Below are 17801 nucleotides of genomic sequence, written 5' to 3'. Positions count from 1 at the left end.
AGACGGGTGACCAGGGCTTCGCGCCGGTCGAAATACACGGACTGGACGCGGCGGGAATCAGGCTCCACTTCCCGGATGCGGATGGGTGGTCCGTGGTCGCGAACCTGCCGGAGGAACTGGTGGTAGTCCGGCAAAGCGTCCGGTTTTGCCAGAAGCACGCCGCCTACCGTCACCTGGGCGTTTGCGAGGGTTACGTGGCCGTTTACGAAGGACCCCTGGGCGGCGGCGGCGAGGTCTGCCAGCTGACGGACATCCCGGTGGAGAGCCTGCCCGGGTTCTACCGTGACAAGCTCGATCAGGCCATGGCGTTCAACCAACAGCCCGAGGAAGTGCAGGCTGGCCTGCGCAGTGAAATGGAGTTCCCGGATGAGGCGACCCTGCACGCCGTCATGGAAAATCTGGACGAACTGCGGCAGGATTAGCATGGCCGTCGTCGAATAGGCTCTCAGGAGGAGAGCCATGGTAGTTGTTATGGGACTCGACCCCGGCCTGGCTACTACTGGCTACGGGGTTTTGCAGGTTACCGGCAACAGTTACGAGGTCATCGCTTACGATTGTCTACGTACCCCGGCCGGCCTGCCTGACGCCGACCGCCTGGAAATGCTCTACCGGCTGATTGCTACTCTTCACGAGCGGCACCGTCCACAGGAAGTGGCGGTCGAGCAGTTGTTCTTTCACCGCAATGTGACTACCGCCCTGCAGGTCGGGCAGGCCCGCGGCGTGGCTTTGCTGGCCGCCGCCCAGGCGGGCGCCCGGATCATTGAATACACCCCGCTGCAGATCAAGCAAGGCATCACCGGCTCGGGCCGGGCCGACAAGAAGCAGGTACAGTACATGGTGCGCACGATCCTCGGTCTGGCGGTGACGCCCCAGCCTGACGACGTTGCCGACGCGCTGGCGGTGGCCTTGTGCCATTGCCATCACCGGCGGATGGAGGCGTTAGTGTGATCGACTTTCTGAAGGGCAGACTGGTTTCCGTCTACCCGGAAGCCGTGGTAGTTGAAGTGGGGGGAATCGGATACCGGGTCCAGGTGCCGCCGTCGCTGGCCGCCAGCCTGCCTGAACCCGGAGAAACGGTCTTCCTTTACACTTACCTTTCCGTTAAGGAAACGGCACTGGAGATGTTCGGTTTTTCCAGCGAACTGGACCGCACTGCCTTTCTCCTCTTGCTGGGTGTGGCCGGTATCGGTCCGCGGACGGCGCTGGCGGTAGTGGGGCGTCTTGGCACCCGCCGGCTGTGGGCCGCCATTCTGCGGGAAGACACCGGTATTCTGACCACCGTGCCGGGAATCGGCGTCAAGTCTGCTCGCCGCATCATGGTCGAACTCCGGGACCGCCTCGAAAAACAGCAAGTGGCAGTGAGCGCGGAGTTGCCCGCGTCCGACGGGGTACCCGTGCTAGCGGGTCGGGCGGAAAACGAAGCCCTGGCGGCTCTGATCAGCCTGGGCTACACGCCGCGGGAGGCCCGGGAAGCTTTGAACCGCCTACCCGACCGTAAACTGGATGCCGCGGGCCTGGTCCACGCGGCCCTGCGGATAATGGGTTCACAGTAGTGATGGGGGAGAAGATGTTGGATCAGAGAATTGTGGCGCCCGGTCTGAAGGTGGAAGACGTTGACGAGGTTACCCTGCGTCCCCGCTACCTGGACGAGTTCATCGGCCAGGCCCGGGTCCGGGAGACGCTGGCCCTGTGCATTGAGGCCGCCCGGCGCCGGGGCGAGGCTCTGGACCACGTGTTGCTTTACGGGCCGCCGGGACTGGGGAAAACCACCCTGGCGCACATCATTGCGCGGGAGATGGGTGGCAACATCCGGGTCACGTCCGGGCCGGCGATCGAACGGCCGGGGGATCTGGCGGCGATTCTGACCAACCTGGGTCCGGGCGACATCCTGTTTATCGACGAGGTGCACCGCCTGTCCAGGACGGTGGAGGAAATCCTCTACCCGGGGATGGAAGACTTCGCCCTGGATATAGTAATCGGAAAGGGTCCCGGAGCGCGCTCGCTCCGCCTCAACCTGCCGCGGTTCACGCTGGTGGGTGCGACCACCAGGGCGGGGCACCTGACGTCGCCGCTGCGGGACCGCTTCGGGGTGGTCAGCCGGCTGGAATTTTACAGCCCGGAGGACCTCCTGGCCATAGTAATCCGGGGCGCAGGCATCATCCGGGTCGACATCGAGCCCGCGGGGGCGGCCCTGATCGCCCGCCGGGCCCGGGGGACACCGCGGGTGGCGAACCGGCTGTTGAAGCGGGTGCGGGATTACGTGCAGGTTCGGGCCCAGGGCGTAATCACCGCCGACAATGCGGTGGAGGCCCTGGAGTTTTTGGGGATTGACGAGTTGGGTCTGGACAACACCGACCGACACCTACTGGCGGTGCTGATCGAGAAGTTCGGCGGCGGTCCGGTCGGACTGGACACTCTGGCGGCGGCCACAGGCGAGGAGGCGGCGAACCTGGAGGACGTGTACGAGCCATACCTCCTGCAGTCCGGTCTCATCACACGCACTTCCCGGGGCCGGGTGGCCACCCCGCTAGCCTACCGGCACATGGGGAGCCCGCAACCGGCGAGCGCCGGTCAGGAGACCATCTGGTAGCGGGGTGATGCGCTATGGCGGAGCACGGGGACCGGAAGATGCTGCTCCACGTTTGCTGCGGGCCGTGCGCTATCTACCCGCTCGAGCGGCTGCGGGAGCAGGGGTTCGAGCCGCACGGTTACTTCTTCAATCCGAACATTCACCCGTACGCGGAGTACCTGCGCCGCCGGGAGGCCCTGGCCAGTTTCGCCCGGGGGGAGGACTGGCCGGTGATTTTCGCGCCGGACTACTCGCTCGAGCAATACTTCCGCGAGGTTGTGTACCGGGAGGGGGATCGCTGCCGGTTCTGCTTCACCCAGCGGTTGCGGCAGACGGCGCGGGTGGCGGTGCGGGGCCGGTTTGCGGCCTTTTCGACCACGTTGTTAGTTAGTCCTTTTCAAAAGCACGATCTGGTTCGGCAGGCGGGAATGGCCGCCGCAGTCGAGTACGGCATATCGTTTCACTATGAGGACTTTCGGCTGGGTTTCCGGAAGGCCGTCAGCCGCTCCCGGGAGTTGGGCCTGTACCGCCAACAGTACTGCGGGTGTGTATTCAGCGAGCGGGATAGACATGAACGCCGCAGTAAGGGGGAACGGAGGTAATGGACATCTTGGAGTGGTTCGGGAGAACACTCATCATCGTGGGCGTCTTGATCGTTGTCCTGGGGGCGCTTCTGTACTTTGGGGGGAAAATACTGGGCATCGGGCGGCTGCCGGGCGACATTCTGATTCAGCGGGGCAACTTTACCCTGTATTTCCCTCTGGCCACCGCCATCCTGCTCAGCATCATTCTCACCCTGGTGCTGAACCTCTTTTTCCGGCGGTAGGGCGCACCGGTTGAAGACAACATCAACAGGCTGCCACCAAAGGGGCCAGGCCCCTTTTTGAGGTGGTTTGATGGGTATACTGTTTGAGGTTTTGAAACAGGATTCGCGGACCAGGGCACGCCTCGGGAGGCTGACCACGCCCCACGGCGTGGTGGAGACCCCAGTGTTCATGCCGGTCGGCACCCAGGCCACGGTCAAGACGATGACCCCGGAAGAGGTGCGCGACCTCGGGGCCCGGATCATCCTGAGCAATACCTACCACCTGTACCTACGCCCGGGTCACGAACTCGTCCGTGAGGCGGGGGGGCTGCACCGGTTCATGCACTGGAACGGGCCCATCCTGACCGATAGCGGCGGATTTCAGGTGTTCAGTCTTGCTCCGCTCCGGAAGCTCAGCGACGAGGGGGTGGAATTCCGGTCGCACATCGACGGTTCCCGGCACTTTTTCACCCCGGAAAAGGTGGTCGCCGTGCAGGAGGCCCTGGGCTCCGACATCGCGATGGTTCTGGACGAGTGCGCCCCGTACCCGTGTTCCTACAAGGACGCCCGGACCGCGACCGAGCGGACCACGCGCTGGGCGGCCCGCGCCCGTGCGGCCTGGAACAGCGATGGCGCCACCGCGCTATTCGGGATCATCCAGGGATCGGTCTACCGGGACCTGCGGGAAGAAAGCACCCGCGCCCTGGTTGATCTGGATTTCCCGGGGTACGGGATCGGCGGGCTTTCGGTGGGTGAACCCAAGCCGCTGATGTACGAGGCCCTGGAGTGGGTGATCCCGCTGATTCCCGAAGACCGGCCGCGCTACCTGATGGGGGTCGGCTCCCCGGACTGCCTGTTCGAGGGGATCGCCCGTGGGGTGGACATGTTCGACTGCGTGCTCCCCACCCGCATGGCCCGCCACGGGGCGGTATTCACGCACACCGGCCGCCTGGTGGTGCGGAACGCGCCCAACGCCCGCGATTTCGGCCCGCTGGACCCGGGCTGCACCTGCTACACCTGCCGGCACTTCTCCCGGGCTTACGTTCACCACCTGCTCAGGGCGGGCGAAGTGTTGGGGATCAGGCTGACCACCATCCACAACCTCCACTTTCTCCTGGACCTGGCCCGCCGGATCAGGGAAGCGATCGCCGAAGACCGGTTTCATTCCCTGAAAGAGCAATTCCTGGCAGCTTGTTTGACACCGGCCTGAATTTATAGTAAAACTACATAGGATTTAGACAGGAAAACAACCGGTTCAAGCGAACAATTCTGTAAAAAGAGAAAGGAGGCCGGTTATGAGCGGGGAAATGATTTCGGTCCTTTACATTATCGGGCTTTTTGCCCTTCTATACTTTCTCTTGATTAGACCTCAGCAGGTGCGCCAGAAGAAGCACATGGAGATGATCAAGAGCCTTAAGGTCAACGATCCGGTGATTACCGTCGGGGGCATCTACGGCGTCATCGTAAAGCTTAAGGAAGATACCGTGATTCTAAAAGTCGCCGAGAATGTCAAGATCGAGTTTCTGAAGACCGCCATCGCCCAGGTGCGCAGGAACGAGAATACTTAAGGGGCCGGCTTAGGGGGACCGTGGGTTGATTACGCTGCAGGAGGTCAAAGCCAACCCGGTCATCGACAGCTTCATACGCAACGGTAACAAGTACCTGGGTGTAATGGGCTTTACCGAACACAGCTACCGCCACGTCAACCTGGTGTCCAGCATTGCCCGGAATATCTTGGAACGATTGGGCTATCCGGGGCGGGAGGCCGAATTGGCGGCGATCGCCGGATACCTGCACGACGTTGGTAACGTGGTAAGCCGGAGCCAGCACGGGATCTCGGGGGCCCTGATCGCCTTTCGGGTGCTGGAGAAGATGGGCATGGAACCCGATGAGATGGCGAAAGTGATCTCGGCGATCGCCAACCATGAGGAAGAATACGGGCAGCCCGTGAATACGGTGGCCGCCGCCCTGATCCTGGCCGACAAGTCGGACGTGCACCGCTCCCGGGTACGGAATCCGGACATCGCCACCTTTGACATTCACGACCGGGTCAACTACGCGGTGGAGCATTCCTTTCTGTGGGTGCACGAGGACCGGCGGGCGGTTACCCTGGAACTGACCATCGACATCGAAATCTGCCCGGTAATGGAGTACTTCGAAATTTTTCTGACCCGGATGGCCCTGTGCCGCCGGGCCGCAAACTTCTTGAACTCAAATTTCGAACTGGTGATCAACGGTGCCAAACTGTTGTAGGGGGAGAAGCTGAAATTGAGGTTGGGTAATTTACTTAAGGTCGCCGTGATTCTTGTAGTTGCGGCCGCCGTTTCGCTGGTCTCCTTTTACCCGGTGGCGGGCGTGCCGTGGCTGCCCCTGACCCAGGACATCAACCTGGGTCTGGATTTGCGCGGCGGGGTGCACGTGGTCCTCGAAGCGGTGGACACCGAGGACGCAAAAGCAACTCCGGACGCGGTACAGCGGTCGATCGGGATGCTTGAGGAACGAATCAACCAGTTCGGGGTGACCGAACCGGTGATCCAGCAGCAGGGTACAAACCGGATCATCGTGGAAATCGCCGGGGTCGACGATCCCGACGCCGTGGTCCGCGACCTGATCCGTCCGGCCTACCTGGAGTTCCGGACCGAGGACGGCACTACGGTCTTGACCGGGGCCGACCTGTCCGATGCCCGGGAAGCGATTAACCCGAACACCAGGGAACCCGAAGTGAACCTGACCTGGAACCCGGAAGGGGCGAAAACCTTTGCGGAAGTGACGGCGGCCCACGTGGGCCGGCGCTTGGGCATTTACCTGGACGGGCACATGCTGCAAAACCCGGAAATCAAGCAACCCATCCCGGACGGCAAGGCCGTGATCACCGGATACGAGTCCCTGCAGGAGGCGAACCGGGTCGCCGTCCTGTTGCGTTCCGGCGCCCTGCCGGTCAAGCTGGACATCATGGAGAAGCGCACCGTTGGCCCGCAATTGGGGGCGGATTCCCTGGAGCGTTCGGTCACCGCCGGGGCGATCGGTTTCGGCGCCATCCTGCTGTTCATGGTGCTGTACTACCGCCTGCCCGGACTGGTGTCCGCCGTTTCCCTGGTGGTGTACGCCACCCTGGTCCTGCTGGTGCTGGCGGCGTTCAACGCCACGCTGACTTTGGCCGGGATTTTCGGGTTCCTGCTCTCGCTGGGGATCGCCATCGACGCCAACATCATCATCTTTGAACGTCTCAAAGAGGAATTACGCACCGGCCGCTCATTACGCTCGGCGGTGGATGCCGGTTTCAAACGGGCCTTCGTGGCCATTCTGGACGCGAACGTCACCACCCTGATTGCGGCCGTGATTCTTTACGTGTTCGCACCGGTAATGATCAAAGGGTTCGCGCTGACCCTCGGCATCGGCATCCTGATCAGCATGTTCACCGGCCTGGTGCTCACCAAATGGATGCTTCATCTGCTCGCGGGTAGTGGGATGGTCAACAGTCCCCGTCTGTACCTGAAATAGAGGTTGGAGGCCGGAAGTTGGAAGGAAAAGAAGCCGCCGGGGGCGGTTTCAGGGGAATTGAGACGGGAGACCGCCTGATTTGGACGGGTTAGGAATTTGAAGGGGGAGCGGTAGTGTTTCACTTCGTAAGGCAACGCAAGTACTGGTACCTGATTTCGCTGCTGATCATCGTCCCGGGGATCATCTCCCTGCTGTTCCGGGGTTTGAACCTGGGGATCGACTTCACGGGCGGCAGCCTGGTAGAGGTTCAATTCCAGAAGCAGGTGAGCGTCCAGGAGGTGCGCGCGGTGCTGACCGGGCACGGCCTGGAACGGAGCGTCATCCAGCTCAGCGGGGACCGACAGGTGCTTATCCGCACCGGTGTCATCACCGAGACCCAGAACCAGGCGATGATCGAATCCCTGGGTAAGGAGGTCGGGACCCTGACCGTGCTCCGGAACGAGGCGGTCGGCCCGGTGATCGGTAAGGAACTGGCGCAGAGAGCGATCCTGGCGCTGTTGGCGGCCGCCGTTGCCATTGTGGTCTACATTTCCTGGCGCTTTGAATTCAAACAGGGTCTTGCCGCTATTGTGGCGCTTCTGCACGACGCCCTGATCACGATCGGCATATTCTCGCTATTCTGGATCCAGGTGGACAGCGCCTTTGTGGCGGCGGTCCTGACCATTCTCGGTTACTCCATCAACGCCACCATCGTGATCTTTGACCGGATCCGTGAAAACGCCAAGGCCGCCAAGAAGACCGAGCCCCTGGAGGACGTCGTCAACCGGAGCCTGTGGGACACCATGGCGCGTTCGATCAACACCTCGGTGACCGTGATGTTCATGCTGCTCGCGCTGTTCTTCCTGGGCGGCGCGACGCTGAAAGCGTTTGTCCTGGCCCTGATGATCGGTGTGGTAAGCGGTACCTGGTCCTCGATTTTCATTGCCGGCCCGGTATGGCTGGACTTAAGGAAGCGGCTGCCGCGGTCAAAAAGACCGGCGGGCGCCCGGGCCTGATCCGGGAGATGGGCGCCCTGAAGGCTTGAGCATTGTTTGTGCCCGGCCGCATCCGGCGGGATCGCGGGCGGGCACCTGTGTTTAGGAGGGGACGTGGGAAGATGTCCGGCACAAACCGCATTATCGTGACCGTGATCGGCACGGACCGGGTGGGGATCATCGCGGGCGTGGCCCAGGTGCTGGCCGACAACAACGTGAACATCCTGGATATCAGTCAGACCATCCTGCAAGAGTTCCTGGTGATGATCATGGTGGCCGACATGCGCGGTAGCAAGGTCGACCTGAGCACACTCAAGGGGCGGCTTGCGGAAAAAGGGCGGGAACTCGGCGTGCGGATCGACGCCCAGCACGAGGACGCCTTCACTTACATGCACCGCATCTAGAAGACTTCGCAGACCGGCCGGTCGACCGGCGGCGTGCGCTAGGCTGCATTTTTTTAAGGAAGTGATGCAAATGTTGGGTGTGGACGAGATCATCCAGACCATTAAAATGATCCAGGAGGAAAACCTGGACATCCGCACCATTACGATGGGTGTCAGCCTGCTGGACTGTGCCGCCTCCGATCCGGTGGCAGTCTGTGACAAGGTGCACCGCAAGGTCACGCGCCTCGCCGGGCGGCTGGTGGAGATCGGAAACGAGATCGAGCGGGAGTACGGGATCCCGATCGTGAACAAGCGGATCGCGGTCACCCCTGTGGCCCTGATCATCGGGGAGATGGGTAGAGACGGCTGCCTGGCCCTGGCCCGGACCCTGGACCGGGCGGCGGCGGAAGTCGGGGTGAACTTCATCGGCGGCTATTCCACCTTGGTCCACAAGGGCTTCACCCGGGGCGACCGGGAGCTGATCGCGTCCCTCCCGGAGGCGTTGGCTGCTACCGAAAGGGTGTGCGCCTCGGTGAACGTGGCCACCAGCAAGGCCGGGATCAACATGGACGCCGTCCGGCTGATGGGAGCGGTCATCAAAGAAACGGCGGCCCGCACGGCCGACCGCAGTGCGATCGGGTGCGCCAAGCTTGTGGTGTTCGCCAACGCGCCTGAGGACAACCCCTTCATGGCCGGGGCTTTCCACGGGGTCGGGGAGCCGGAGTGCGTGATCAACGTGGGGGTGAGCGGACCGGGCGTGGTCAAGAACGCGGTGGCCCGGCTGCCGGACGCCGACCTGGGTGCGCTGGCCGAGGAGATCAAAAAGACGGCCTTCAAGATCACCCGCATGGGGGAGTTGGTGGGCCGGGAGACAGCAAAGCGACTCGGGGTGCCCTTCGGCATCGTGGACCTTTCGCTGGCGCCGACCCCGGCCGTGGGGGACAGCGTGGCCGAGATCATTGAGGCTCTGGGCGTGGAAGCCTGCGGCGCCCCCGGCACCACGGCGGCGCTGGCCCTTTTGAACGACGCCGTCAAGAAGGGTGGAGCCATGGCCTCGTCCCGCGTCGGCGGCCTTTCGGGGGCTTTTATCCCGGTCAGCGAAGACGCCGGGATGATCCGGGCCGTGGCGGCGGGGGCTTTGGGCCTGGACAAGCTGGAAGCGATGACCGCGGTGTGTTCCGTCGGGATCGATATGGTCGCCCTGCCGGGAGACACCTCGGCGGAAACCATCGCCGCCCTGATCGCCGATGAGATCACCATCGGGGTAGTGAACCACAAGACCACGGCGGTGCGGCTGATCCCTGTGCCCGGAAAAAGAGCGGGGGAGTTTGTGGAATTCGGCGGCCTTCTGGGACGGACGCCGATAATGGAAGTCAACCATTTCGGGGCCGCCAAGTTCGTGCACCGGGGCGGGCGGATTCCCGCGCCGATCAGCAGCCTGAACAACTAAGATCAGCACCGCGTACCGCCCCATTCCCTTGGACATCTTCCCATCGATTGCGCAAACAGTTCTTCTTCCGGAGATGAGTCTCGTTCATCTCGTTCATGTGAACAACCGGGGGTTTGCGGTTTTGGAGAAGCCAGTCAGAGCAGGTTTCATTTTTTTTTGCCCCGCGGTAAATAATGTTTCCAAGGAGGCCGGGGGCGCGTATGGCCAGGGAAGCTGACAACCGGGTTTTGTGGGAGCTCAAACTAAAAGTCCGCCAGCTGAGCGTGGCCATGGAAAAGATGCGGCTGGCTGAATACGTGGCGCTGCTCGACCGGCCCTACCGCCTGTTGTACATCAACTTTCTCACCGGCATCGCGCGGGGGCTCGGCATCGCCGTCGGCTTCACCATCCTGGGCGCGGTGGTGGTGCTGGTTCTCCAGCGGCTGGTGACGCTGAACCTGCCGCTGATCGGGGGCTTTATCGCGGATATCGTCCGTGCGGTGGAGATCAACCTGGCCCGCTAATCGGAACCCGCCGGGTGTCTGCCCGACGTCGCGGTAGTGCGGCCCGGGACCCAGGGGGAAGTCGGGGACAAAAGACTTGGGGAGTGATAAAGTGGATTCGGCCAAGCTCGAACAACTGCGCGTCCGCCTGCTCCGGGAAAGGGCCGCCGTGCAGCGGGAGATCAATGCCATCCAGCAGACCATGGACGTGGCGCTGGAAGATACCATCGGGGAGCTCAGCACCTACGACAACCATCCGGCAGATATAGCCAGCGAGACTTTTGAACGGAGCAAGGATTTTGCTCTGCGGGAGAACGCCCGGTTCCGCCTGCTGGCCGTGGAGGACGCGCTGGCCAGGATGGACCGGGGCACCTACGGCCGCTGTGACGAATGCGGGGTGGACATCGACCTCGAGCGGCTGGAGGCGGTGCCGTTCACGACCAAGTGCCGGGAGTGCAAGGCCCGGGCCGAGGGGAAAGACGAGCGGGCGCGCCCGGTGGAGGAAGAGGTGTTCAACCGTCCGTGGCTCCCGCCGGGAAACGAGAGCGTGATGTACGACCGGGAGGATGCTTGGCAGGACGCGTCGCAGGACAGCCTTTCGACCGAAACCGAGAATTCGGAAGAGGAGGACCGCGGCCATACGGAGGATGTGGATGCGATCCCCTACGTCAAAGAGGATGGGATGTTCTTCCAGGACACCCGGGTGCGGGGTGACACCGGGGAATTTGGTCGTTAGTCGTCGGTGGTCAGTGGTTGGTGGGAAAAGACTTTAAGTGGCTGATCCCGTCACCGACTACCAACGAACTGAGGTTTTTGCCGTCCCGGGGCCTTCCGGCGGTTTGGAGAAGGATTTCGGAGGTGCCGGGCGAAACATGAAAACAGCGCTCTTATTAGAGAGAAGGCTTGCGAGAAAATGTTACCCCTGCTGGACGTGGTTCGGGATGACCTGGATATTGTTGAGCGAGAACTGTACGCCGTCCTGAAAAGCAACAACCAGCTGTTGACCGAGTCGTCCAGCCACCTTTTCCGGGCCGGCGGCAAACGATTGCGTCCGGCTCTCGCCCTTTTGTCGGCCAAGTTTTACAACTATGACCTGCAGAAAGTCCTGCCCCTGGCTATGGCGCTGGAGTTGGTGCACCTGGCTACCCTTGTGCACGACGATGTGGTCGACGGCGCCGAACTGCGGCGGGGGATTCCGACCGTGAAAGCGCGTTGGGGCAACAAGGTGTCGGTTCATACCGGCGACTACCTGCTGGCGAAGGCCATGATCCTGGTATCCGTTTACCGGAGCCCGGTAATTATCGGGGTGTTGGCCCACTCCTGCGTGAAGATGTGCGAGGGGGAAATCATCCAGTTCGCCGGCTTGAACCAGTGCGATCTCCGGGACTACCTGCGGCGGATCAAGTACAAGACCGCGCTCCTGATCCAGGCCGCGTGTCAGCTCGGAGCGGTGGCCACCGGGGCGCCCCGCGAGCTGTACAAGCCGCTGGGGCGGTTCGGCCATTGTCTGGGCATGGCCTTTCAAATCACTGACGACATCCTGGATATGGTGGCCGACCAGAAACGCCTGGGCAAGCCCACCGGGGGGGACTTGCGCCAGGGCATCATCACGCTCCCCGTGATGCTGGCGCTGGCCCGGAGCCCGGAAGACGGCAGGCTGGCGGCCCTCGTGAACAAGACCGAAAAGACCGCCGAAGACGTCCGGGAAGCGATCCGGCTGACCAAGGAATACGGCGGCGTCGATTTGGCGTTCCAGGTTGCCGACCAGTACCTGGACAAGGCCCACGGCTATCTGAAAATGCTGCCGGACATCCCGGCCCGGGAGAACTTCGCCCGGGTGACCGACTTTGTCCGGGTGCGCACCTACTGAAAATAGAGGTCGGAAGCCGGAAGTCGGAAGTCGGAGAGATGAAGCAAGGAAGCCGGTGTCTTCTCTGGTTGGAGGGAGCGAATGTCTGCCTTATATCCGGTCCTGGTCAAGCTGGAGGGTGAGCTCTGCCTGGTGATCGGCGGGGGACGGGTGGCCGAACGCAAAGTCAAATCCCTGCTGGAAGCGGGGGCGCGGGTGCGGGTGATCAGCCCCCGGCTCACCGCGGACTTGCAGGCCCTGGCGGACGCCGGGGTGATCGAGTACCGGCGGGGCCGATACCGCCCCGGAGACGTAGAGGGCGCTTTTCTGGTGATCAGCGCCACCAACGATCCGGCGGCGAACCGGATGGTGGCCGCGGACTGCCGGGAGCGGCGCCTTCTTTTGAACGCGGTTGACGATCCGGAAAACTGCACTTTTTTCGTACCCGCCTGTGTGCGCCGAGGCGACCTCACCATCGCCGTTTCCACCGGCGGCCAAAGCCCCCTGCTGGCCCGCAGGCTCCGGGAAAAGCTGGAACGCGAGTACGGCCCCCTGTACGGGGACTACCTTGCACTTATCGGCCGAATACGCCATAATATCATTCGGAGCGTATCCGACCCGGTCAGGAAAGAGCAACTGCTGGAGGCGCTTTGCGCGCCGGAGATCTTAGACGCGCTAGAGAACGGCGACTACGACAGGGTGAAGGAGCTGGTAGGCAGTGTTGATTACGGTGGTGGGTCTTAACCACCGTACGGCGCCGCTGGCCGTGCGTGAAAAGCTTTCCTTTCCGGAGCACACCTTGAAAGAGGTGTTGCGGGGCCTCAGCGACCGGGAGGGTGTCGAAAGCTGCGTGGTTATCTCCACCTGCAACCGTACCGAGGTCTATGCCGTGCTCTCGGAAGAGGACGGCCTGCAGAATATCTGGTGCTTCCTGGCCGAACGCTGCGGCAGCCCGGTGGAAGCGATCAAAAGCCATACCTACAACTATTCCTTCGGGGAAAGCGTGCGTCATCTGTTCCGGGTCTCCTCCGGCCTGGACTCCATGGTCCTGGGCGAGACTCAGATCCTGGGCCAGGTGAAGCAGGCTTACCAGTTCGCCCAGCAAGTCGGAACGGTGAACTGGCTTTTGAACTGTGCCTTCCAGCAGGCGTTGGCGGTCGGGAAACGGGTCCGGACTGAAACGGGCATCGACAAGAATCCGGTCTCCATCAGCTACGCGGCCGTGGAACTGGCGCGGCAGACCCTGGGCAGCCTGGAGGGCCGGGAGGTCCTGATCGTCGGGGCCGGCAAGATGAGCGAGTTGACCGTAAAGCACTTGCTGTCGCACGGGGTGGCCGGCGTCATCGTGTCCAACCGGTCCTACCCCCGGGCGGTGGAGTTAGCCGCCCAGTTCGGGGGCCGGGCGGTCCGCTTCGACGAGTTGTACCGGTGGATGGGACACGCCGACATCGTGATCAGCTGCACGGCGGCCAGTCACTACGTGATCCGCGCCGAACCGATGACGTCCGTTCTGGCCGAGCGCGGAGGCCGCGCCATCTTTTTTATCGACATCGCCGTACCCCGCGACGTGGACCCGGCAGTGGGGCACCTGCCCGGCGTTGTGCTCTACGACATCGACAGCCTGCAGAGCGTGGTCGACGCCAACCTGGCGGAACGGCGGCGGGCTGCGGTGGCGGCGGAACGGATCATCGACGCCGAAGTGCGCGAGTTCCTGCTGGCGCTCGGGTCACGCTTCGTCATCCCCACCGTGGTGGCCTTGAAAAAGCGGGGCGAGGAGATCAAGCGGAACGAGCTGGACCGGGCGCTGAACCGGCTTGGAGGCGAACTCTCCGAACGGGAGTTGAAGGTGATCAGTTCCATGGCCAACTCCATCGTCAGTCAACTGCTGCACGAGCCGATTACCCGGTTAAAGAAACTGGCCTTAACGCCCGAGGGCCACTTCTACTCGGATGCCCTGCAGAAGCTCTTCAACCTGGAGCCGGAGAACGGTGGGGTACCCACGCTAGTGGGTCGGACGGAGTCCTGCCCGGTTAGCTGCCTGAAAGGAAAGGGCTGTTGATGCGGCGGGAGGTTGTGGTCGGCACGCGCGGGTCCCGGCTGGCCCTGGCGCAGGCCGACTGGGTCATCGACCACCTGCGGGCGCGCTACCCTCGGGTGAGCTTCGTGCGCAAGGAAATCCGGACCACCGGAGATAATATCCTGGAAGTGGCCCTGGCCAAGATCGGCGACAAGGGCCTTTTTACCAAGGAACTCGAGCAGGCGCTGCTCCACCGGGAAATCGACCTGGCGGTGCACAGCATGAAGGATCTGCCCACCGGGCTGCCCGAGGGTCTGGTCATCGGGGCGGTTTCCGTCCGGGAGTACCCGGGCGACGTGTTCATTTCCCGCGGGGGGGAGCGGCTGGAGGAGCTGCCGGCAGGCGCGGTGCTCGGGACCAGCAGCCTGCGGCGCACGGCCCAGCTCCTGGCCTACCGGCCCGACCTGCAAGTGATCCCGGTACGGGGCAACGTCCAGACCCGGCTCCGGAAACTGGACGAGGGCGTGGTGGACGCCCTGGTGCTGGCCTGGGCCGGGCTGTTCCGGTTGGGCCTTACCGAGAGGGTCACCCACCGCATACCGGTGGCCATGTGCCTGCCGGCGGTCGGTCAGGGGGCGCTGGGGATCGAGGCGCGTGCGGACGACGCTGAGATCCTCGAAATGCTGCGAACGATTGACCACGCGCCGACCCGCGCGGCCGTGCAGGCCGAGAGGACGCTGTTGCGGCGCCTGGAAGGCGGCTGCCAGGTACCGGTCGGGGCCCTGGGACGGTTCCGGGACGGGCGCCTGGTATTGGAGGCGGTGGTGGCCTCCCTGGACGGGACGGAATTGGTGCGGGCCCAAGAGTCCGGTCCGGCGGACCGGCCGGAGGCTCTCGGCAACAGTCTGGCCGTCCGGCTGCTGGAGATGGGCGCCGGCGAGATTCTGGCCCGGGTGCGTGCGGGTGCGTAAAGGAGTGGAGAAGTGATGCCTCGCGGCATAGTGTACCTGGTCGGGGCGGGCCCGGGTGACGCCGGCCTGTTGACCTTGAAAGGACTAGTCTGCATCCAGGAGGCGGACGTGGTGGTGTACGACCGCCTGGTCAACTCGCGGATCCTGATGCACGCCCGGCCGGAAGCCGAACTGGTTTTTGCCGGGAAATCTCCCGAAGGGCACACCCTGACGCAGGACGCGATTAACGGCTTACTGGCCGCCAGGGCCGGGGAAGGGCTGACGGTGGCCCGGCTCAAAGGGGGTGACCCCTTCGTTTTCGGCCGCGGCGGCGAGGAAGCCGAGTACCTGGCGGAACGGGGCATTCCTTTCGAAGTGGTGCCCGGGGTGACCTCGGCGGTGGCGGCGCCCGCGTACGCGGGCATCCCGCTGACCCACCGGGATTTCACGGCCTCGGTGGCCGTGATCACCGGCAATGAAGACCCCACCAAAGACGAAACCGCCATTGCGTGGGACAAACTAAGCACCGGGGCCGGCACCATCGTGTTCCTGATGGGTATGGCCAACCTGCCCGACATCGTGGCGCGGCTTGTCCGGCACGGCCGGGCCGGATCCACCCCGGTGGCCGTCATCCGTTGGGGGACGCTGCCCGAGCAGGAAACGGTGGAGGGCACCCTGGACGACATCGTGGAACGGGTCCGGGCAGCCGGGCTGAAGAACCCGGCCGTCATTGTGGTGGGCGAGGTGTGCCGGATGCGGCCGCACCTGCGCTGGTTCGAGCAAAAGCCGCTCTTCGGCCGGCGGATTCTGGTCACCCGGTCGCGGGAGCAGGCCAGCGCGCTGTCGGAGCGGATCGCCCGGCTGGGGGGCGAGGCTCTGGAGTTTCCGACCATCGCCATCCGCCCGCCGGACGACTACGGCCCTTTGGATCTGGCCATCAGTGAAATTGACACCTACCAGTGGATCGTGTTCACCAGTGTGAACGGGGTCGACTATTTCTTCAACCGCTTCCGGGAACTGGAGCGGGACATCCGGGAACTCGGCCCGGCGCGGCTCTGCGCCATCGGGCCGCGCACCAGGGATGCGCTGGTCGGCCGCGGCCTGAAGGTGGCCTACATCCCGGAGGAATACCGGGCCGAGCGGATCGCGGACGGGATGGGCGCGCTTTTGGCCCCCGGGGAGCGGGTCCTGCTGCCCCGGGCCGACATCGCGCCGTCCGACCTGGCCGAGGCGCTGACCCGGGCGGGGGCGGCCGTCAGCGACGTCACCGCCTACCGCACGGTCGCCGTGGGCGGAAATGCGGCCCCCGTGCGCCGGCTGCTCGCCGAGGGGCGGGTGCACGCGGTGACCTTCACCAGTTCCTCGACGGTGCGCAATTTCGTGGGCGCCCTGGGGGCGGAAGACCTCCCCAGTTTGTTAGCCCGGTCGGCGGTGATCTGCATCGGGCCGGTGACCGCGCAAACGGCCCGGGAGTTGGGCCTCAAGGTGGCGGCGGTGGCCCGCGAATACACGATCGACGGCCTGGTTCAGGCCGTGCGGGAGTACTTCGGTGGGAGTGAAGGTGTTGCTTAGCATTTCCAAAATGGTTTCCGGGAAAAACGAATCGGGGGACCACCTGCGCTACCAGCGCCGGGGCACCAGTGCCAGCGGGTCGGACGGCATAGGCCCGGTGGTGGTCTGGAACTCGACCCGGGCCTGCAACCTGAAGTGCAAACACTGCTACGCCAGCGCCACGGCCGAGCCGGATCCGGAAGAGCTGACCACGGCCGAAGCCCGGCGGCTGATCGACGACCTGGCCGAGTTTCGCGTACCCGTGCTATTGTTTTCCGGGGGCGAGCCGCTGTTGCGGCCCGATGTCTATGAACTGGCGGCCTACGCCCGGGAGCGGGGCTTAAGGCCCGTGGTTTCCACGAACGGCACCTTTATCACCCGGGAAACAGCCTGGAAACTGAAGGAGACCGGGGTCGGCTACGTGGGGGTGAGCATCGACGGCATCCGGGAGACCAACGACCGGATCCGCGGGTTCGACGGCGCCTTCGAGGCGGCGCTGGAGGGCATCCGCCACTGCGTGGCCGTCGGGCAGCGGGTGGGCTTAAGGTTCACCATCACGCGCTACAACTATCGGGAGATCGACACCATCTTCGACCTGATCGAGGCCGAGGAGGTGAACCGGGTGTGCTTCTACCACCTGGTGTACTCCGGCAGGGGGAGCCGGCTGGTGGAACAGGACCTGGCCCCGGAAGAAAAACGCGCGGTCCTGGACCTGATTTACGACCGGACGGCCGACCTGTTCCGGCGGGGGCTGGAGAAGGAAATCCTGACGGTGGACAACCACGCCGACGCCGCTTACATCTACCTGAGACTGAAGCGCGAGCAGCCGGAGCGGGCCGCCCGGGTCTGGGAGTGGCTGAAAACCTCCGGGGGCAACCGGAGCGGCATCGCCATCGGGGCCGTGGACTGGTACGGGAACGTGCACCCGGACCAGTTCACCATGAACCACGACCTGGGCAACGTCCGGGAGCGCAAGTTCGGGGACATCTGGACCGATACTCAAAACCCGATCCTGGCCGGGCTGAAAAACCGCCGGCCGCTCCTGCGCGGCCGCTGCGCGGCCTGCCGCTGGCTGGAAATCTGCAACGGCAACTTCCGGCCGCGGGCCGAGGCGGTGAGCGGCGATTTCTGGGCCGCCGACCCGGCCTGCTACCTGACCGAAGCCGAGATCCAACCCGGGTGAAAAAGGGGTCAGGCCCCTTTTTACCTTCTTTGACTTTCAAAAAACGGTACCAACGCCTTTCTCTTAAAGGATTAAAGTGGTGATCCG

Annotated in this window: 21 protein-coding genes (1 of these 21 running past the window's edge); all 21 read left to right on the top strand. The window is 63.7% G+C overall.

Features of this window, described 5'->3' with window-relative positions; translation table 11 throughout:
• Positions 1–422, top strand: partial view of a hypothetical protein gene (locus DAUD_RS11590; protein ID WP_012302459.1) — the 3' portion only. It extends 166 nt beyond the left edge of the window; 422 of the gene's 588 nt are visible here — the last part of the coding sequence; the start codon falls outside the window, past its left edge; the stop codon is at positions 420–422.
• A 37-nt stretch (positions 423–459) separates the two neighbouring features.
• Positions 460–948, top strand: a complete 489-nt coding sequence (gene ruvC, locus DAUD_RS06885; protein ID WP_012302458.1) for a crossover junction endodeoxyribonuclease RuvC — start codon at positions 460–462, stop codon at positions 946–948.
• On the top strand, positions 945–1553 hold the full coding sequence (ruvA, locus tag DAUD_RS06880) for a Holliday junction branch migration protein RuvA (protein WP_012302457.1): 609 nt from the start codon (positions 945–947) through the stop codon (positions 1551–1553). The genes ruvC and ruvA overlap by 4 nt, the downstream gene beginning before the upstream one ends.
• 17 nt (positions 1554–1570) lie before the next feature.
• Positions 1571–2590, top strand: coding sequence for a Holliday junction branch migration DNA helicase RuvB (gene ruvB, locus DAUD_RS06875; RefSeq protein ID WP_049752654.1), 1020 nt, complete (start codon positions 1571–1573; stop codon positions 2588–2590).
• 14 nt (positions 2591–2604) lie between these two features.
• A complete protein-coding gene (locus DAUD_RS06870; protein WP_012302455.1) occupies positions 2605–3171 on the top strand; it encodes an epoxyqueuosine reductase QueH in 567 nt (188 codons plus the stop codon).
• On the top strand, positions 3171–3395 hold the full coding sequence (locus DAUD_RS06865; protein WP_012302454.1) for a DUF2905 domain-containing protein: 225 nt from the start codon (positions 3171–3173) through the stop codon (positions 3393–3395). Before DAUD_RS06870 ends, DAUD_RS06865 begins: the two co-directional genes overlap by 1 nt.
• Positions 3396–3462: 67 nt before the next feature.
• Positions 3463–4584 carry a tRNA guanosine(34) transglycosylase Tgt gene (gene tgt / locus DAUD_RS06860; protein ID WP_456298426.1) on the top strand — a complete coding sequence of 374 codons (1122 nt, stop codon included), beginning with the start codon at positions 3463–3465 and terminating at the stop codon, positions 4582–4584.
• Positions 4585–4669: 85 nt separating this feature from the next.
• Positions 4670–4942 (top strand): preprotein translocase subunit YajC, encoded by a 273-nt coding sequence (yajC, locus tag DAUD_RS06855; protein WP_012302452.1) that lies wholly within the window; start codon positions 4670–4672, stop codon positions 4940–4942.
• Between the two features lie 25 nt (positions 4943–4967).
• Complete coding sequence (locus tag DAUD_RS06850) at positions 4968–5627, top strand: HD domain-containing protein (RefSeq protein WP_012302451.1); 660 nt, start codon at positions 4968–4970, stop codon at positions 5625–5627.
• A 15-nt stretch (positions 5628–5642) separates the two neighbouring features.
• A complete protein-coding gene (gene secD / locus DAUD_RS06845; protein ID WP_012302450.1) occupies positions 5643–6875 on the top strand; it encodes a protein translocase subunit SecD in 1233 nt (410 codons plus the stop codon).
• A gap of 113 nt (positions 6876–6988) precedes the next feature.
• Positions 6989–7870 (top strand): protein translocase subunit SecF, encoded by an 882-nt coding sequence (secF, locus tag DAUD_RS06840; protein ID WP_012302449.1) that lies wholly within the window; start codon positions 6989–6991, stop codon positions 7868–7870.
• Positions 7871–7971: 101 nt separating this feature from the next.
• On the top strand, positions 7972–8253 hold the full coding sequence (locus DAUD_RS06835) for an ACT domain-containing protein (RefSeq protein WP_012302448.1): 282 nt from the start codon (positions 7972–7974) through the stop codon (positions 8251–8253).
• Between the two features lie 70 nt (positions 8254–8323).
• Complete coding sequence (locus DAUD_RS06830) at positions 8324–9682, top strand: PFL family protein (protein ID WP_012302447.1); 1359 nt, start codon at positions 8324–8326, stop codon at positions 9680–9682.
• Positions 9683–9882: 200 nt separating this feature from the next.
• Positions 9883–10185, top strand: a complete 303-nt coding sequence (locus DAUD_RS06825; protein WP_012302446.1) for a DUF5665 domain-containing protein — start codon at positions 9883–9885, stop codon at positions 10183–10185.
• Positions 10186–10276: 91 nt separating this feature from the next.
• The gene (locus DAUD_RS06820) at positions 10277–10900 is read left to right on the top strand and encodes a TraR/DksA C4-type zinc finger protein (protein WP_049752582.1); all 624 of its coding nucleotides are present in this window, start codon (positions 10277–10279) and stop codon (positions 10898–10900) included.
• Positions 10901–11077: 177 nt separating this feature from the next.
• Positions 11078–12034 (top strand): polyprenyl synthetase family protein, encoded by a 957-nt coding sequence (locus DAUD_RS06815; RefSeq protein WP_012302444.1) that lies wholly within the window; start codon positions 11078–11080, stop codon positions 12032–12034.
• 81 nt (positions 12035–12115) lie between these two features.
• Positions 12116–12757, top strand: coding sequence for a precorrin-2 dehydrogenase/sirohydrochlorin ferrochelatase family protein (locus tag DAUD_RS06810; RefSeq protein ID WP_012302443.1), 642 nt, complete (start codon positions 12116–12118; stop codon positions 12755–12757).
• Complete coding sequence (locus tag DAUD_RS06805) at positions 12732–14072, top strand: glutamyl-tRNA reductase (protein WP_012302442.1); 1341 nt, start codon at positions 12732–12734, stop codon at positions 14070–14072. The genes DAUD_RS06810 and DAUD_RS06805 overlap by 26 nt, the downstream gene beginning before the upstream one ends.
• The gene (gene hemC, locus DAUD_RS06800; RefSeq protein ID WP_012302441.1) at positions 14072–15001 is read left to right on the top strand and encodes a hydroxymethylbilane synthase; all 930 of its coding nucleotides are present in this window, start codon (positions 14072–14074) and stop codon (positions 14999–15001) included. Before DAUD_RS06805 ends, hemC begins: the two co-directional genes overlap by 1 nt.
• Positions 15002–15016: 15 nt before the next feature.
• Entirely contained in the window at positions 15017–16552 is a 1536-nt protein-coding gene (gene cobA, locus DAUD_RS06795; protein WP_012302440.1) for a uroporphyrinogen-III C-methyltransferase, read from the top strand.
• Positions 16530–17714: a radical SAM/SPASM domain-containing protein gene (locus DAUD_RS06790; protein ID WP_012302439.1), complete on the top strand. Its 1185-nt coding sequence runs from the start codon at positions 16530–16532 to the stop codon at positions 17712–17714. Before cobA ends, DAUD_RS06790 begins: the two co-directional genes overlap by 23 nt.
• Positions 17715–17801 lie beyond the last annotated feature (87 nt).

Origin of the sequence: Candidatus Desulforudis audaxviator MP104C, from assembly GCF_000018425.1 — a bacterium.
Taxonomy (GTDB): domain Bacteria; phylum Bacillota; class Desulfotomaculia; order Desulfotomaculales; family Desulforudaceae; genus Desulforudis; species Desulforudis audaxviator.
This window is presented reverse-complemented; position numbering and strand designations above follow the sequence as displayed.

What these genes read in the sequence shown, in the direction of transcription:
- ruvC (WP_012302458.1), top strand. Translation starts at nt 460, where the DNA reads ATGGTAGTTGTTATGGGACTCGACCCCGGCCTGGCTACTACTGGCTAC.
- DAUD_RS06870 (WP_012302455.1), top strand. Translation starts at nt 2,605, where the DNA reads ATGGCGGAGCACGGGGACCGGAAGATGCTGCTCCACGTTTGCTGCGGG.
- DAUD_RS06865 (WP_012302454.1), top strand. Translation starts at nt 3,171, where the DNA reads ATGGACATCTTGGAGTGGTTCGGGAGAACACTCATCATCGTGGGCGTC.
- yajC (WP_012302452.1), top strand. Translation starts at nt 4,670, where the DNA reads ATGAGCGGGGAAATGATTTCGGTCCTTTACATTATCGGGCTTTTTGCC.
- DAUD_RS06835 (WP_012302448.1), top strand. Translation starts at nt 7,972, where the DNA reads ATGTCCGGCACAAACCGCATTATCGTGACCGTGATCGGCACGGACCGG.
- DAUD_RS06830 (WP_012302447.1), top strand. Translation starts at nt 8,324, where the DNA reads ATGTTGGGTGTGGACGAGATCATCCAGACCATTAAAATGATCCAGGAG.
- DAUD_RS06825 (WP_012302446.1), top strand. Translation starts at nt 9,883, where the DNA reads ATGGCCAGGGAAGCTGACAACCGGGTTTTGTGGGAGCTCAAACTAAAA.
- DAUD_RS06815 (WP_012302444.1), top strand. Translation starts at nt 11,078, where the DNA reads ATGTTACCCCTGCTGGACGTGGTTCGGGATGACCTGGATATTGTTGAG.
- DAUD_RS06810 (WP_012302443.1), top strand. Translation starts at nt 12,116, where the DNA reads ATGTCTGCCTTATATCCGGTCCTGGTCAAGCTGGAGGGTGAGCTCTGC.
- hemC (WP_012302441.1), top strand. Translation starts at nt 14,072, where the DNA reads ATGCGGCGGGAGGTTGTGGTCGGCACGCGCGGGTCCCGGCTGGCCCTG.
- cobA (WP_012302440.1), top strand. Translation starts at nt 15,017, where the DNA reads ATGCCTCGCGGCATAGTGTACCTGGTCGGGGCGGGCCCGGGTGACGCC.